Raw genomic sequence first — 15634 nt, forward strand, 5'->3', positions numbered from 1 at the left:
CCTCATCACGGGTACGCAGAGGGTGATACTGGCAGCATGCCGAACACCCCATCGCCGACCAATCCCATAGCGACGTCAGCGAAGCTGGCGGACGGGCGGGAGATCTGGTTCTTCGACGAGGAGCCGACGTTGCGCAGCGTCCACGACGAGCGGCCGCTGGAGCCGCGGGCGGGTGGTTCGCAGCTGCGCTGGGACCGGCTGACGGCGACGTGGACGGCGGTGGCGGGACACCGCCAGACGCGTACGTTCAAGCCACCCTCGGACGAGTGTCCGCTGTGCCCGTCGACCGACGGGAGGCTCACCGAGATCCCGGCCGAGAGCTACGACGTGGTGTCCTTCGAGAACCGCTTCCCGTCACTGTCGACGGCGAGCGTCATGGCGGCGACCGGAGAGCCGTTCGTGTCACGGCCGGGCTATGGCCGGTGCGAGGTGGTCTGCTTCACCAGCGACCACGAGCAGAGCTTCGTCGACCTCCCACCCGAGCGGGTGCGCACCGTGATCGCGGCGCTCGCGCACCGCACCGAGCAGCTGTCCGCGATGCCGGACATCGCCTACGTCTTCTGCTTCGAGAACCGCGGTGAGGAGATCGGGGTGACGCTGCAGCACCCCCACGGCCAGATCTACGCGATGCCGGTGCTGCCCCCGCGGATCGAGTCGCTCGTGAACGCCGCCGACGCCCATCGGGAGGCGACCGGCGAGTGCCTGCAGTGCGAAGTGCTCGCCGACGAGGTCGCCGACGGGTCGCGGGTGGTGGCCGAGAACGCGTCGTTCGTGGCGTACGTGCCCTACGCCGGTCGCTGGCCCTACGAGATCCGGGTCGTGCCACGGCGGCACGTCGGCTCGCTGCCGGGACTGACCTCCGACGAGATGGGCGACCTCGCCGCGCTCTACCAGGAGTGCCTGCAGCGGATGGACGGCCTCGACGACGCCGGGCCGGTGCCCTACATCGCCGGCTGGCAGCAGGCCCCGACCGGTCGCGAGGACACCTGGCACCTGGCTGCGGAGATCTTCACCATCCGGCGCGCGCCGGGCCGGCTGAAGTATCTGGCCGGCATCGAGTCCGGGGTCGCGTTCTGGATCAACGACATCCCGCCGGAGACCGCTGCCGAGCGGCTCCGCGCGGTCCGAGTCTGACCGGACACAGGAAACGTCGGTGTCGAGCCACGCACCCGCACCCTGCTCGAACTCGGTGTGGACGACGCCGATGACGTTGACGCCGAAGGTGCGGTTGCTGCGCTCGCCCCCGATCCCCGGGGAGGAGCGCCGGGTGGGTTCACATGTGGCACAGCAATTTTGACCTGCGGCTTTCCCGCCGATCGGTCGACATCGCGCGGAACTTTGTCAAAGACCCTGCCAGTCCGGCTTTCCGGCGTAGACCTCGCGGTAGTAGTCGCGGCGTACGAGACGGGAGGCCGCGGCCTCGTCCAGCAGGACGGACACGTGGCCGTGGAGCTGGAGGACGGAGGCCGGGCAGCTCGCCGAGACCGGCCCCTCGACCGCGGCAGCGACCGCCTCGGCCTTGCCCTCGCCGGTGGCGAGGAGCAGCAGGTGGCCGGCCCGGGTGATGGTGCCGAGCCCCTGGGTGAGCACGTGGTGGGGCACGGCCTCGGGCGAGCCGAAGAAGCGGGCGTTGTCCTTCCGGGTGGTCGCGGTGAGCGTCTTGATCCGGGTCAGGGAGGCCAGCGAGGAGCCGGGCTCGTTGAAGGCCAGGTGGCCGTCGGAGCCGATGCCCAGGATCTGCACCTCGATCCCGCCCGCGGCCACGATCGCCTCCTCGTAGCGCTCACCCGCCGTCGGCAGCGTCTCCTCGGTCGGGTCGGGACCGTGGACCCGCTCGGGCGGGATGCCGATCGCGTCGGTGAACTCGCGCCGGATGGTCGCCAGGTAGGACTGCTCGTGACCGTCGGGGAGCCCGACGTACTCGTCCAGGTTGTAGGTCTGCACGCCCTCGTAGGACGGCCCGTGGCCGGCTCGGGCGCGCCGGATGAGCTCCTCGTACGTCGCCAGCGGCGTCGAGCCGGTGGCCAGGCCCAGCACGGCCGGCGTGCCGGCGGCTGCCCGGCGGCGTACGACGTCTTCGATGGTGTCCGCGGCCAGGGAGGCGACCGCGGCGGGGTCCTCGAGAACGACTACTTCCATGCCAGTCCTCCTTCGATCGGTCCGCGCGAGCGGTTCGACGGGGTGATCAGGGCGGCGCCGATGGCCGCGACGGGAGCGGCGGAGACGACCCGCAGGCGGGAGGCGAGCTCCAGAGAGGTGAGGAACGGCGAGCTCTCGGCCTGCCGGGTGAGCGCGGCTGCGATCGCCTCGCGCAGCGGTTCGCCGATGGCGGCGACACCGCCGCCGATGACCACACGCTCGGGGTCGACGGCGAGAGCGAGGGCGCGTACGGCGGCGGCGACACCGTCGGCGAAGCGGTCGCGCACGGCGACGGCAGCAGGGTCACCTGCGGCGGCTGCCGCGAAGAGCGCTTCGGCAGGGTGGCCGGTGGGGGTCGGCCAGGCGGCCGCGAGCGCTGCTCCGGAGGCGACCAGCTCGAGACATCCGCGCTGGCCGCACCCGCACACCGGGCCCTCCGGGTCGACCGGGAGGTGCCCGACCTCGCCAGCGGCGCCGTGGAACCCGCGGCGGAGCGCTCCGCCGAGGTAAAGGCCGGCGGCCAGGCCGGTGCCGAGCGAGAGATAGACGAGGTCGTCGACGTCCTCGACGGCGTGGGCGCCCAGGGTGGCCGAGTTGGTGTCGTTCTCGAGCGTGACGACCGCTCCGGTGCGCTCACCGAGCAGCGCGGCGAGCGGGAACGCGTCCCCGTCGAGACCGAGGTTGACAGCGTGCTTCACCGTGCCCGCACGGGTGTCGACGATGCCGGGGATGCCAACGCCGATCGAGCTGATCTCGCCACCGTCGAGCGCGGCGCGCAGGCTCGCGACGACGGCCGCGGCGCTCTTCACGACCCCCTCGGGGCCGAGGGTGGTGGCGGCGCGGTCCTCGGCCAGTACGTCGCCGTCCGGCCCGATGGCGATGCCGTGGATCTTGGTGCCGCCGATGTCGAGGCCGACCCGTGAGCCGTTCACCGGGTCCAGCCCGATCGTCTCAGCACCTCGGTGACCGCGGCCACGCCCGGCAGCGAGTAGCCCTGCGGGCACAGCCGGGGCACGCCCGGGTCGTACGCACCGGGCCATCCCCACTCCACCAGCACCGCCACACCGGGGAGGTCGGCGACGATCCGGGCGACCTCGGGACGCCGATGGGCGTCGCGCACCTGCACGACGAGCGGCACGTCGGGGAGGTCGGGAAGCGGGTCGCCGGGCCGCAGGACGAGGTCCGGCGAGATCCCCCACGGCACGTCGCCGACGGCGATGTTGGCAGCGGTGTCGACGGTCACGACCCGGGCTCCGGTGAGGTCGGGGATGCCGGTGAGGTCGCTCACGGCGGCCAGCGCGCGGCGGGCGCCCTCGACGGAGCGCTTCGCGAACCCGGGGTCGGGGTCGGGGTCGCCGAGACGGTCCGACGAGGATTCTGCGGAGTCGGCGAGGTCGGCGAGCAGCCGGTCGATGCGTGCGACCGCGTCCTGGAGCCGGTCCAGCGGCAGCTCACCGGACTCGACGGCGGCGACGATCGCATCGGCCGTCTCGCGCACCAGCGAGACCGGCTTCTCCGGGCCGAGGAGCAGCAGGTCGGCGCCGGCCCGCAGCGAGAGCACGGCTGCTGCCGGGATGCCGCGGGTCGCCGAAGCACCCGCCATGTCGAGCGCGTCGGAGACGATCGGCCCCTCGAAGTCCAGGTCGCGCAGCATCCCGAGGACGGGCGCGGAGAGCGTGCCGGGCAGCTCGGGATCGAGCGCCGGCACCACGATGTGGGAGGTCATCACCGAGGCCGCGCCGGCCTCGGCCGCGGCCAGGAACGGCACCAGCTCGCGGTCGCGCAGCGTGGCCAGGTCGACGTCGAGCACGGGCAGCGCGACGTGGCTGTCCTGCCCGGTGTCGCCGTGACCGGGGAAGTGCTTGACGCAGGCGGCGACGCCGGTCGACTCCATGCCTCGCACCCAGGCGGCGACGTGCTTGGCTGCGACGCCGGCGTCGCGGGAGAACGACCGGGTCGCGATCACCGGGTTGTCGGGGTTGGAGTTCACGTCGGCGACGGGCGCCAGGTTGAGGTTGACGCCTGCTCGGGCCAGCCGCGTGCCGATCGCCCGGCCGGTCTCCTCGGTCAGGGACAGGTCGTCGGCCGCGCCGAGCGCGGCGGCACCGAGCACCGAGGAGCCGGTCAGGGCCTCGAGCCGGGTGACGTCCCCGCCCTCCTCGTCGATGGTGATCACCGGGTCCCAGCCACCCGTGGCGGAGGCCGCCCTGATCTCGGCCGCCAGGCTGCGTACGGACTCCTCGCCAGCGGCGGTGTTGGTGCCGAAGAGGCAGATCCCGCCGAGGCCGGCGCCGAGCAGCTCGGCATAGTCGTCGGGGAGCGTGGCACCGGCGAAGGCGGGCACCTGGACGCGCAGCGCCAGCGTCTCCACGTGGGAGCGGGAGGCCTCGGGCATCACGACACCCCCAGCTCTCCGGCGAGCACCAGCACCGCGGCGCCGACGATGACCACGTCCTCGCCGAGCGTCGACGTACGGAACTCCAGCGGCTCGCCGCTGACCGGCATCGTCCGTTCGCGGATGATCCGGTCGGCGCTCTCCCGCAGCGGCCCGTCGAGGAGATCGGCCGGCCCGGAGAGGACCAGCTCGTGAAGGTTGAGGGTTCCGACCACGGGCGCCAATGCCTTTCCAAGATGTACGCCGGCTTCCACGAGCGCATCGGCGTGAGCTGTCTCGAGGCGCTCGCGCAGGCGCGGCACCGCGAGGAAGGTCTCCAGGCAGCCGTTGCGTCCGCACGCACACTGCGGACCGTCGGGGTCGACCGTCACGTGCCCGACCTCACCGGCCGCGTCGACGAAGCCGTGCAGCAGCGCGCCCTCGAGCACGAGCCCCGCACCGACACCGGTGCCGACCCGGACGAGCATCAGGCCACCGTCTCCGGACTGGCCGAAGGTGTACTCCCCCAGCACCGCCGTGTTCGCGTCGTTGGCGACGTACGTCGGCCGGCCGGTGTCCCGGCGCACCTGCTCGGCGAGCGCGACGTCGGACCAGCCCAGGTTGGGCGCGGCGACCACGGTGCCGTCGGCCGAGACGACACCGGGGCTGCCGATCCCGATGCCGAGGGTCGGGCGGTCCGTGCTCGCGATCAGCTCGGTGATCAGGTCCTTCACCAGGCGGACGGCCTCGCTGCCGGTGCGTCCCTCGCGACAGCGGGTGGTGCGGTGGACGACATCGCCGGTCAGGTTGAGCACCGCGCCGACGACCGAGTCGTCACCCGAGACGTCGATGGTGACGATGTGGGTCGCATCGGCGGCGAGACCGATCAGCATCGGCGGCTTCCCGACCCGGCTCTCCACGGGCGCACCGAGCTCCTCGACGAGGCCGTCCGCGAGCAGGCTGCCGACCAGGTCGGAGACCGTCGCGCGGGTCAGTCCCGAGGCGCGGGCCAGGTCGGCGCGGCTCGCGGGGCCCACCGCGAAGAGGTGCTGGAGCACGAGCGAGCGATGGTGACGGCGCGCGTCTTCCTGCAACAGCTTCCCGATGGGTCGCAGAGTTCGCCGTCTCGCCTTGGACATGTTTGTTAGTCCATCGTACTTATTAATGCTCCGTCAAGTCGATAAGGCCGTTTTGCCCACGCCTCGGGCAGAAAGCTGCACATCGCGGATCAGACGATGGCGGCGAGCTGAGCCCGAGTGGGGACGTACGGCTCGATGCGGAGCACCATGTGGGCCTCCTCGGGCGTGCGATTGCCTTTGCGGCCGTTGCACTTCCCACAGGCGGCGACGGTGTTGAGCCACGTCCATCTGCCTCCGCGAGACTGCGGCAGCAGGTGGTCGATGGTGCGGGCGGCGCCGCCGCAGTAGGCGCAGCGATGATGGTCCCGCTTGAGCACTCCCTCGCGGGAGTAGCCGGCCGGGCGATACATCCAGTGCATCGCGATGTAGCGGACCAGCCGTACCGCCTTCGGCCATGGATGTGGCCCGATCATCTTGTCGCCCTGTTGCTCGTGCACCACCGCCACCTCGCGGAAGAGCATCCGCACGGCGTGCTTGAACGAGACCCTCCCGAGCGGCTCGAAGGAGGCGTTATACAGCGTCACGGCGCCCATGGTCGTGGTCATACTCGGTTACCTCCCAGGAGAGTCGGATAGATGGCGTACGTTCGGGAAACGAAAAGGGCCGCCCCGACGAGACAGGCATGTCTCGCAGGAGCGGCCCGGAATGATCCGGTGTGGCTATGCACCCAGGTCACTGTCGGCTCCCGCGGGCATGAGGGTCGCGCTCGTGCGCAGCGGTCAGCGACCAGGCCGCCGGGGCGGTGGTCGAGTGCTGCGTGCTCATGTGCGGTCCTTCAATGGGACGGGTGGTCTTGGCCCGGTGGTGAGACCGGGTGATACCAGAATAGAGCGAAGACCCCTCAGTCTCCAACGGTTTTCGCAGGTCAGAAGCGTGTCTTTCCGGTCGCCTGCGGCAGGCGTACGCCGTTTGGTGCCGTTGGCACCGCCGGATCGCCGTCGCGGAGCCGCGGGATCAGCGCCTGCCCGACCCGGGCGACCTCGGTGCGGTAGGGCGTGTCCGAGAGGACGAAGTGGCTGACGCCGAGCTCCTGGTAGCGGCTGAGCGCGGCCGCGACGTCGTCGGCGGAGCCGACCAGCCAGGTGGTGCCGGCGCCGCCACCGCCGTACCGCCCGGGGGCCGTGTAGAGGCAGTCGTCGAGGACGTCGCCGCGCTCGGCGAGATCGAGGAGCCGGCTCTGGCCGACCGCGGCCCTCCCGGAGCGGCGGAGCTCGCGGTCGCCCGCCGACTCGGCCATCTGCCGCACCCGCTCCTCCGCGTCATGCCAGGCCTCCTCGCGGGTGTCACGGATCAGCGTGGTGATGCGGAGCCCGAACTCGAGCGGCGGGAGGTCGCGCTCGAGCTCCTGCTCCAGGCCGCGGAGGCGCTCGACCCGCTCGGCGATGCCGTCCAGCGGCTCGCCCCAGAAGAGCTGTACGTCCGCCTCGGTCGCGGCCACCGCCTCGGCCTCCGCAGAGGCACCGCCGAAGTAGAGCCGCGGGTGGGGGCGGGCCTCGGTGGCGTACGGACGCGGCGCGACGGTGGAGCCGATGACCTGGAAGTGGTCGCCGGCGAAGGTGACGTCCTCCTCGGTCCACAGGCGACGGACCAGGCGCATGAACTCCTTCGTGCGCGCATAGCGGGCGGCGCGCGACTCCTCACGGTCGCCGTAGGCGGCCAGGTCGTCCTGCCCGGAGACGATGTTGACCCGCACCCGGCCCCGGCTGAGCTGGTCGAGAGTGGCCGCGGAGGTGGCGAAGTTGGCGGGGCGCCAGTAGCCGGGCCGGATCGCGATCAGCGGCTCGAACGTGCGGGTGCGCGCGGCCAGCGCGGTCGCGACGGTGAAGGTGTCGGGTCTCCCCCAGCTCGTGCCGAGCAGGGCGCCGGTCCAGCCGGCCTCCTCGACCGCCTCGGCCAGGCCGACCTGGTGCTCGAGGGTGCCGTGGCCGTCCTCGGCCGACTCGGTGTCGCCGCGGTGGCCGGCCTCGACGAAGTTGGGCAGGTACCAGAGGAACTCGGGGGCGTGGGGGACGGTCATGCCGGACTCCTTCGTCGATCTTTTGATCAATGTTAATTGACTTTGTCGACTATCGATCGAGGGTGTCCACTCGTGGACAGAGGCTCAGCCAATGAGCCAACTCGGGGTATGGTCGGCACATGGGCCTGACCTCTGCCGAGCTGATCGACCTAGTCCTCGACGACGGGACCTGGACGTCCTGGGACATGGCGCCGTCCTACGGTGACATCTCCGAGGCGTACGCCGCCGACCTGGCGAAGGCGCGCGAGCGAGCCGGCACCGACGAGTCGGTGGTCACCGGTGAGGCGCGGATCGCCGGCCGACGGGTGGCGGTGGTGCTCTCCGAGTTCCGGTTCCTGGCCGGGTCGATCGGGCGCGCCTCGGCCGAGCGGCTGATCGCAGCCGTGGAGCGGGCGACCCGTGAGGGGCTGCCCCTTCTCGCCGGGCCGGCCTCCGGCGGGACCCGGATGCAGGAGGGCACACCGGCGTTCGTGCAGATGGTGCGGATCGCCGAGGCGGTCACCCGCCACAAGGCCGCCGGGCTCCCCTATCTCGTCTACCTGCGCCACCCGACCACCGGCGGCGTGATGGCCTCGTGGGGATCGCTGGGGCACGTGACCGTGGCCGAGCCCGAGGCGCTCCTGGGCTTCCTCGGCCCGAAGGTCTACGAGGTCCTCAACGGACGCCCGTTCCCCTCCGGCGTACAGGTCGCCGAGAACCTCTTCGCCCACGGCCTCGTCGACGGCGTAGCCCCTCCCGCCGAGCTCGCCGGGCTGGTCGACCGCGTCCTCACCATCCTCGACCTCAGGTCCAACGCTGGTCGAGCCGCGAGCGCCAGCGAGCGTGTCGAGACCAGCGGGCAGATCGACACCTGGGACGCGATCACCCGGTCCCGCCGGACCGACCGCCCGGGCGTACGCGCGCTGCTCCGGATCGCGGCCTCCGACGTCGTACCCCTCAACGGCACCGGGCAGGGCGAGCGCGACCCGGGGCTGATCATCGCGCTGGCGCGGTTCGGGTCGGCGCCGTGCCTGGTGCTGGCGCAGGACCGCCGCGAGCAGGCCCATCAGCCGCTGGGCCCCGAAGGGCTGCGCGAGGCGCAGCGCGGGATGAAGCTCGCCGCCGGGCTCGGCCTCCCCGTCGTGACCGTCATCGACACCCCCGGTGCCGCGCTCTCGCCCGAGGCCGAGAACGGCGGCATCGCCGGCGAGATCGCTCGTACCCTGGGGGCGCTCGTCAACGTTGAGACCCCGACGCTGAGCCTGATGCTCGGCGAGGGCAACGGCGGCGGTGCGCTCGCCTTCCTCCCCGCCGACCGGGTGGTCGCGGCCCAGCACGCGTGGCTCTCGCCGCTGCCGCCCGAGGGCGCGAGCGCGATCGTCCACGGCGACTCCGACCACGCCGCCGAGATGGCGGAGGCGCAGCGGGTGCTCGCCGTCGACCTCCAGCAGATCGGCGTCGTCGACCGGATCGTGGCCGAGTCGCCCGACGCCGCCGACGAGCCGGAGGAGTTCTGCCGCCGGGTCGGTTCGATCCTCGAGGACGAGCTGCTCGGGCTGCTCCGCTCGGGCCCGGGCGAGCCGACGGCCCGCGCGGCGCGCTACACCGGCTGAGAAGATCTGCGGACAGCGACCGCGAACTCCGCCACGATGGGTTGGCTCGGAGCTGCTCTCGGCAGCACCCCACCATCGATCGGAGTTTCTCGTGCCTCAGATCAACCGGCTCCTCGCCGTAGCGACCAGCGCCCTCGCCACCGCCACCGCGGTCTCCCTCGTCGGCGCTCCACCCGCGCAGGCCCAGGAGGGGAGCATCAGCGCGCTCACGTACAACATCGCCGGCCTCCCGGAACCCATCTCGAGCGCACCGACGCCACGCAAGAGCGCGACCAACGAGATCGGCCGCCGGATCAGCGAGTTCGACATCGTCAACGTCCAGGAGGACTTCAACTACCACGCCTATCTCTACGAGACCGACGTGCACGCCCACCGCACGCCGACCTCGGGCGGGGTGCCGTTCGGGAGCGGACTGAACAGCCTGCACCACCTGCCGTACGAGGCGCTCGACCGCGTCACCTGGAACCGCTGCTGGATCAACCAGGCCGACTGCCTGACGCCCAAGGGGTTCACCTTCCACCGCGCGCAGATCGCACCCGACACCTGGATCGACGTCTACAACCTGCACGCCGACGCCGGCGATGACAGCCTCGACGAGGCCGCCCGCCGCAACAACCTCGAGCAGCTCACCGCGTACATCTCGGAGCACTCCGCCGGCAACGCGGTCCTGGTCATGGGCGACACCAACACCCGCTACACGACCGAGGGCGACCGGATCTCCGACTTCGTCGCCGCCAACGGCCTGACCGACGCGTGGGTGGAGCTCGTCCGCGGCGGCGACGAGCCCGACCGCGGCAGTCCCGCCCTCGGCTGCCCCGACGTGGACCCGGGCGTGGAGTGCGAGGTCATCGACAAGGTGCTCTACCGCGACGGCGACGACCTCGACCTGACCGCCACCTCCTTCCGCAACCTCGACGCCGACTTCCGCGAGGACGGCAGCGGCCTGATGCTCTCCGACCACTTCCCGATCGCCGTCGACTTCACCTGGACCACCGACTGATCCGCGCGTTCACTGGCCGCCGCGCACAGAGTTACGGCCTGACCAAGGTTCGACACGAGAAACAGCCACCGTGGCGACAAGGCATACTACGATCGTCTTTACTTAAGGTGATGGATGCAAAATCATGCATTCAGGCGCTATAACAGTCAAACGTCGTTGCGGTGGTCTCGGGAGGCTCTGTTGCGTTCTCATCGTCCAATTCGGTTCGGTCTGGCACTCGTCGGCGTCCTGGCGACAGCAGCACCGCTCTCGGCGAGTGCGGAGAGCGCGAACAACTTGCGCTCCTCCTCGACGCCCGCGCCGTCTTCGTCTGCTGAGGCTGGCATCTCGATGCCATCGGCGTACGTGCCGGGCAAGGTCGAGAAGTTCAAGGCCGAGGCTGCACCGGATGGCTGGAAGACATTCACCAACTCCAAGGCGAAGGTGAGCTTCAAGGTGCCGCCAAAGTGGAAGGAGGACACGGAGCTGGGCTCGGTCCCGGACCTCGAGGTGCCTGGCGGTGGCGGCGATGACAAGGTCGTGGTTTCCGCGCCGCAGTGGGGGCCTTCGACGGTGCAGTGGACGGGTTTCGTCACGGTCGAGTCTCAGGTGCCGCTGTCTTTCGGTGGCGGCGATGACGGCAGCCCGCCGAAGGATCCTGCGCGCTTCGGCGAGTACCTCGACGAGCAGATCGAGGTGCACTTCAATGAGCCGGAACGCGGTTTCCGCTTGCCGAACGTCCGAGGAAGCGGAAAGGAGTTCTACCACTTCGTGAAGTACGAACCCGACGGCGGTGAGGTGGGCTCTCGGTGGCACATGTTCGGCACCTGGCACAACGGCAGACACATCTGGTTCAGCTGGACGTTCAGCTCGCACGCCTCTGGCACCGAGGTCCAGGACCATCTCGACAACATCATGTCCACCCTCGAGTTCGGATGACCAAGAGGAGACCCGATGCGTAAGACAGCACTTGCCCTCATGGTCACCGCCGCCATCGCTCTGGCCGGTTGTGGAGGGAGCACGAACAGCAACGCCGGCAAGGACACAAAGAGCGACGACGGAAGGAAGGCCCCGGCCAAGCTGACGCTCTCCGAGCGTGACCAGGTGTTCTGCAGCAAGGCGAAGAATCTGCCCGCACTGGAAGATGACACTGACAGCCAGTGGAACGTCCTGTTCCTGATGATGAGCGACTACGCCGAGAACGCCGACCTGCAGAAGACCGCGGAGGAGCTCCGGTCGAAGACCCCAGCAGGGTCCGAGCGACGTCCCTATCTCGATCGTGTGCTCGAGACCTGCGCGAAGAACGGCATGGGCGCGGCTGCCGGAGAAGAGGACGAGTCATCCGACAGCCCCGGAACGGCAGTGTCGATCGACCCCGCGACATGGCCTCCGAAGCTCCATGACCAGATCCCCGGGATCTGGGTCCCGGACGCCACGATCAGCGTCCCTGACGACAAGTGGCACTTCGTGCTCGCCGGCCCGAAGAAGCGGAGCCCGTTGGCCTACTACGACAAGCTCCAGAAGGACCAGAGCTCACCGATGAAACTACAGGTCCGCAACGAGGTCGCGGGAGGCAGTGGCGGGAAGGCGACTGCTGAGGACCTCGAGAAGATGATGAAGTTCGAGCTCCCCGTGACGAAGAAGTTCTACGACAACGTGCGTCGGCACGACAACGTCACCTCGGACGGAGGTCTCCTGCTCGCCCACGTCAGTCACGAGTCCGATGGCATTTGGTCCGAAACGTACAAGACCATGCTTTACGGCAATACTCTCGAGGTCGATCTCTCCTGCTACAAGGACAAGCGATTCCCGGATATCACCGCCGAGTCTTGTGCCGCCTACGGCGAGAAGGTCGCCCAGGGGATTCACCCGAACTGATCGGCACAGACCCACCAAGACGAGCCCAAGCAGACCTCGGTCAGTTCACCGTCGAGTGCGCCCTGGTCTAGCAACTCTCTTGCACCCTGACTGAACACGTGTTTAGCATTGAACATGCGTTCAGCCCCTGCCGATGAGACCACCCGCGACCGGATCCTCTCCGCCGCGGTGCTGCGGTTCGCACGGGAAGGCTTCGGTGCGTCGGTGCGGTCGATCGCGGGCGACGCCGGAGTCAGCCCGGCGCTGGTGATCCACCATTTCGGAACCAAGGACGAGCTCCACGCCGAGTGCGACGAGCGGGTGCTCGCGGAGATCCGGGCGACGAAGAGTGCGACGATCGACGAGATCACGTCCGGGCAGGGCATCCTGCACCGGTTCGCGAACGCGGACGAGTACGCGCCGATGCTCGGCTACGTCCTTCGGTCGCTGCAGAGCGGCGGGCCGGTCGGCCGTGCCTTCATCGAGCAGATGATCGAGGACGCGGTCGGCTACACCAAGCACGGCATCGAGGCCGGACTCATCAAGCCGAGCCGTGACGAGCGCGCCCGGGCGCGCTACCTGGTGCTCTCGGCCCTCGGCGCGCTGACGCTCGAGCTGTCCTTGGATCCCTCGCGGGACCCCCGCGACATCGGCGGCACGGTGCGGAGCTTCCTGGCGACGGGCTACCTCCCGATGATCGAGCTCTACACCCAGGGCGTCTTCACCACGCGCCGAATGCTCGACGACTACCTCCTCTACGTCCCGGACCCGCCGGACGACGCCGCCGCGGAGCCCGCGTCCGACTGACGCCCGCCCCGTCGGCATCGCCCTCATCCCTCCCAGCGCGGAAGCGAGCTGCTCATGTCCGACACCAACCCCGCGGTCGAGATCGCGGGTCTCCACAAGTCCTTCGGTTCCTTCAAGGCCCTCGACGGCCTCGACCTCACCGTCCAGCACGGCCAGGTCGCCGGCTTCCTCGGCCCCAACGGAGCCGGCAAGTCCACCACCATCAAGGTCCTGCTCGGACTCCTGCGCGCCGACGCCGGCACCGCCCGCCTCTTCGGCGGCGACGTCTGGCGTGACGCCGTCGAGCTGCACAAGCGGATCTCGTACGTCCCCGGCGACGTGAACCTCTGGCCGAACCTCTCCGGCGGCGAGTGCATCGACTACCTCACCCGGCTCAAGCCGCGCGGGGACAAAGCCCGGCGCAAGGCGCGGAAGGCCGAGCTGCTCGAGCGGTTCGACCTCGATCCGACCAAGAAGGCGCGCACCTACTCCAAGGGCAACCGGCAGAAGGTCGCACTGGTCGCGGCGTTCCTCGACGAGTCCGACCTCTACATCTTCGACGAGCCCACCTCGGGGCTGGACCCACTGATGGAGGCCGTCTTCACCGAGTACGCCCGTGAGGCCAAGGCCGCGGGCTCGTCGGTGCTGCTCTCCAGTCACATCCTCAGCGAGGTCGAGAAGGTCTGCGACACCGTCACGATCATCCGTGCCGGGGTGGCCGTCGAGTCCGGCACCCTCGAGGAGCTCCGCCACCTCACCCGCTCCTCGGTCGTCGCCACCGTCGGCAGCGACCCGTCCCGGCTGGCCACGCTCCCTGCGGTCAACGACCTGGTGACCAGCCAGAACGGCGCCGGCACCCGGGTCGCCTTCGATGTGGACAACAACGCGGTCGGTGAGGTCATGAAGACCCTCACCACCCTGGACGTACGCGGCCTGACCATCACCCCGCCCTCGCTCGAGGAGCTCTTCATGCGTCACTACGGCGACGTCATCGAGCCCGAGACCGAGAAGGAAGCATCATGAGCGCGGTGGCGGCGGCAGCCGCGCCGCGGCGTACGGCCCTGGCGAGCTTCACCGGTGCCGGCCACCTGATCCGGTTCATGCTCCGGCGCGACCGGATCCGGATCGCGGTGTGGACGGTGCTGATCGCGCTGCTCTACCTGGGCTCGCTCGCGCCGGGCGGTGAGTACTCGGTGCTCGACGACGACCCGGAGGCTCGGGCCGGCCGGGCGGCGACGCTGAGTAGCCCGGCGATGATCGCGATGGGCGGGCCGGGCTACGGCCTCGATGACTATCGGCGCGGCCCGGCGGCCGCCAACGAGCTCATCCTCTGGGTGACCATCGCGCTCGCCGCGATGACGATCCTGCAGGTCGTCCGCCACACGCGCTCGGAGGAGGAGTCCGGCCGCTCCGAGCTGATGCGGGCGGGCGTGCTCGGCCGCCACGCACCCCTGGCAGCGGTCATCGTCCAGGTGCTGCTGACCAACCTGATCGTCGCCGTCGGCAGCACCCTGGCGCTGGCCGGCGTCGGTCTCGACCCCGTCGAGTCGGCGATCATGGCCTTCGGCATCGCGCTCGGGGCGCTGGTCTACGGCGCGGTCGCGCTGGTCACCTCCCAGCTCTCCGAGAGCAGCGGCGGCGCGCTGGGCATGGCCTTCGGCGTACTCGGCGTCACCTACGTCGCCCGTGTCATCGGCGACATCCAGGAGCCGCACGGCAGCGCCCTCTCGTGGCTCTCCCCCATCGCCTGGGTCCACCAGACGCGGGTCTTCGTCGACACCCGGCTCTGGCCGCTCGGCATCGCCGTCGTGGTGGCGTTCGCACTGCTCGTGCTCGCCGCGGTGCTCGCGTCCCACCGCGACTTCGGAGCCGGGATGGTGAAGGTACGCAGCGGCCGGGCCGACGCCTCACCGCTGCTGAGCGGGCCGGTCGCCCTGGCCTGGGTGCGTCAGCGGACCGCCCTGCTCTGGACCGCGCTCGGGCTGTCGGCGATGTGGTTCGCGACCGGCACGATCCTGACCGAGGTCCCGAACATGCTCGAGGCCGTCGGTGACAACCCGCTCTACGACCAGCTGCTCGAGGGCTCCGGCGACGAGATGGTGCGGATCTTCGCCGCGTTCATCGCCGCCTACTCCGCCTTCGGCGCCGGGGCGTACGCGATCGTGATGATGCTCCGCGCGAAGGCCGAGGAGGACGCCACCCGTGCCGCCCTGGTCCTCGCCAAACCCGTCGCCCGGCTGAGGTGGCTGCTCTCCGGCGCCCTGGTCGCCGCGGTCGGCTCGCTGGTGGTGCTCTTCGCCGGGATCTGGGCGATGGCGCTCGGCGGGTACGCCGCCGGGCTCGACTCGATCGGCTTCGGCGACTTCACCGGCCTGGCCCTCGCCTACACCCCCGCCGTGCTCGTCGTCCTCGCCTTCACCCTGGCCGTCTACGCCTGGGCCCCACGGGCCTCGGGTCTCGCGTGGGCGCTCTTCGGCTGGATGTTCCTGGTGCTGATGTTCGCCGACATGCTCGACCTGCCCGACTGGCTCCGCGGGCTGTCGCCCTACTGGTGGGTCGAGAACACGCTCTCCGACCCGATGCCGGTCAGCCACACGCTCGGCCTGCTGGGTGTCGCGGTTGCGCTGGTCCTGGTCGCCCTCGTCGGCTTCCGCCGACGCGACGTCCACGGCTGACCCGCCGAGAAGTCAGCCCCGCCGGCCGAGACGTCACGTACGTCGATCGAGACGTCACGTACGTCGATCGAGCGGG

Annotated in this window: 14 protein-coding genes; 8 read left to right on the top strand and 6 right to left on the bottom strand. The window is 70.3% G+C overall.

Features of this window, described 5'->3' with window-relative positions:
• Nucleotides 1–36 precede the first annotated feature (36 nt).
• A complete protein-coding gene (gene galT, locus IEY81_RS04655) occupies nt 37–1134 on the top strand; it encodes a galactose-1-phosphate uridylyltransferase (RefSeq protein ID WP_189117300.1) in 1098 nt (365 codons plus the stop codon).
• A 207-nt stretch (nt 1135–1341) separates the two neighbouring features.
• On the opposite strand, the gene nagB is transcribed toward galT, so the two are convergent.
• The 6 genes from nagB to IEY81_RS04685 form a co-directional block, all read right to left on the bottom strand.
• Nucleotides 1342–2139 (bottom strand): glucosamine-6-phosphate deaminase, encoded by a 798-nt coding sequence (gene nagB, locus IEY81_RS04660; protein ID WP_189117301.1) that lies wholly within the window; start codon nt 2137–2139, stop codon nt 1342–1344.
• The gene (locus IEY81_RS04665; protein ID WP_189117302.1) at nt 2130–3071 is read right to left on the bottom strand and encodes an ROK family protein; all 942 of its coding nucleotides are present in this window, start codon (nt 3069–3071) and stop codon (nt 2130–2132) included. Before IEY81_RS04665 ends, nagB begins: the two co-directional genes overlap by 10 nt.
• A complete protein-coding gene (locus IEY81_RS04670; RefSeq protein WP_189117303.1) occupies nt 3068–4534 on the bottom strand; it encodes a glycoside hydrolase family 3 N-terminal domain-containing protein in 1467 nt (488 codons plus the stop codon). Before IEY81_RS04670 ends, IEY81_RS04665 begins: the two co-directional genes overlap by 4 nt.
• The gene (locus tag IEY81_RS04675; RefSeq protein WP_229787349.1) at nt 4534–5571 is read right to left on the bottom strand and encodes an ROK family transcriptional regulator; all 1038 of its coding nucleotides are present in this window, start codon (nt 5569–5571) and stop codon (nt 4534–4536) included. The genes IEY81_RS04670 and IEY81_RS04675 overlap by 1 nt, the downstream gene beginning before the upstream one ends.
• A 170-nt stretch (nt 5572–5741) precedes the next feature.
• The gene (locus tag IEY81_RS04680; protein ID WP_229787351.1) at nt 5742–6197 is read right to left on the bottom strand and encodes an HNH endonuclease; all 456 of its coding nucleotides are present in this window, start codon (nt 6195–6197) and stop codon (nt 5742–5744) included.
• A gap of 320 nt (nt 6198–6517) precedes the next feature.
• On the bottom strand, nt 6518–7669 hold the full coding sequence (locus IEY81_RS04685; protein WP_229787353.1) for an LLM class flavin-dependent oxidoreductase: 1152 nt from the start codon (nt 7667–7669) through the stop codon (nt 6518–6520).
• Between the two features lie 119 nt (nt 7670–7788).
• On the opposite strand from IEY81_RS04685, the gene IEY81_RS04690 reads away from it, so the two are divergent.
• The 7 genes from IEY81_RS04690 (at nt 7789) to IEY81_RS04720 (ending at nt 15558) form a co-directional block, all read left to right on the top strand.
• Nucleotides 7789–9261, top strand: coding sequence for a carboxyl transferase domain-containing protein (locus tag IEY81_RS04690; protein ID WP_189117305.1), 1473 nt, complete (start codon nt 7789–7791; stop codon nt 9259–9261).
• Nucleotides 9262–9352: 91 nt separating this feature from the next.
• On the top strand, nt 9353–10261 hold the full coding sequence (locus IEY81_RS04695; protein ID WP_189117306.1) for an exonuclease/endonuclease/phosphatase family protein: 909 nt from the start codon (nt 9353–9355) through the stop codon (nt 10259–10261).
• A 345-nt stretch (nt 10262–10606) separates the two neighbouring features.
• Nucleotides 10607–11179 (top strand): hypothetical protein, encoded by a 573-nt coding sequence (locus IEY81_RS04700; RefSeq protein ID WP_189117307.1) that lies wholly within the window; start codon nt 10607–10609, stop codon nt 11177–11179.
• A gap of 15 nt (nt 11180–11194) precedes the next feature.
• Nucleotides 11195–12118, top strand: a complete 924-nt coding sequence (locus IEY81_RS04705; protein ID WP_189117308.1) for a hypothetical protein — start codon at nt 11195–11197, stop codon at nt 12116–12118.
• Nucleotides 12119–12232: 114 nt separating this feature from the next.
• Nucleotides 12233–12904: a TetR/AcrR family transcriptional regulator gene (locus tag IEY81_RS04710; RefSeq protein WP_189117309.1), complete on the top strand. Its 672-nt coding sequence runs from the start codon at nt 12233–12235 to the stop codon at nt 12902–12904.
• Nucleotides 12905–12958: 54 nt separating this feature from the next.
• Nucleotides 12959–13906: an ABC transporter ATP-binding protein gene (locus IEY81_RS04715; protein ID WP_189117310.1), complete on the top strand. Its 948-nt coding sequence runs from the start codon at nt 12959–12961 to the stop codon at nt 13904–13906.
• Nucleotides 13903–15558 (top strand): ABC transporter permease, encoded by a 1656-nt coding sequence (locus IEY81_RS04720; protein ID WP_189117311.1) that lies wholly within the window; start codon nt 13903–13905, stop codon nt 15556–15558. Before IEY81_RS04715 ends, IEY81_RS04720 begins: the two co-directional genes overlap by 4 nt.
• The last annotated feature ends 76 nt before the right edge of the window (nt 15559–15634 follow it).

This window comes from Nocardioides luteus, from assembly GCF_014648595.1.
GTDB classification, from domain to species: Bacteria; Actinomycetota; Actinomycetes; order Propionibacteriales; family Nocardioidaceae; genus Nocardioides; species Nocardioides luteus.

Coding starts and splice junctions, on each gene's coding strand:
- IEY81_RS04670 (WP_189117303.1), bottom strand. CDS start 4,534: ATGCCCGAGGCCTCCCGCTCCCACGTGGAGACGCTGGCGCTGCGCGTC.
- IEY81_RS04680 (WP_229787351.1), bottom strand. CDS start 6,197: ATGACCACGACCATGGGCGCCGTGACGCTGTATAACGCCTCCTTCGAG.
- IEY81_RS04705 (WP_189117308.1), top strand. CDS start 11,195: ATGCGTAAGACAGCACTTGCCCTCATGGTCACCGCCGCCATCGCTCTG.
- nagB (WP_189117301.1), bottom strand. CDS start 2,139: ATGGAAGTAGTCGTTCTCGAGGACCCCGCCGCGGTCGCCTCCCTGGCC.
- IEY81_RS04720 (WP_189117311.1), top strand. CDS start 13,903: ATGAGCGCGGTGGCGGCGGCAGCCGCGCCGCGGCGTACGGCCCTGGCG.
- galT (WP_189117300.1), top strand. CDS start 37: ATGCCGAACACCCCATCGCCGACCAATCCCATAGCGACGTCAGCGAAG.
- IEY81_RS04685 (WP_229787353.1), bottom strand. CDS start 7,669: ATGACCGTCCCCCACGCCCCCGAGTTCCTCTGGTACCTGCCCAACTTC.
- IEY81_RS04690 (WP_189117305.1), top strand. CDS start 7,789: ATGGGCCTGACCTCTGCCGAGCTGATCGACCTAGTCCTCGACGACGGG.
- IEY81_RS04715 (WP_189117310.1), top strand. CDS start 12,959: ATGTCCGACACCAACCCCGCGGTCGAGATCGCGGGTCTCCACAAGTCC.
- IEY81_RS04710 (WP_189117309.1), top strand. CDS start 12,233: ATGCGTTCAGCCCCTGCCGATGAGACCACCCGCGACCGGATCCTCTCC.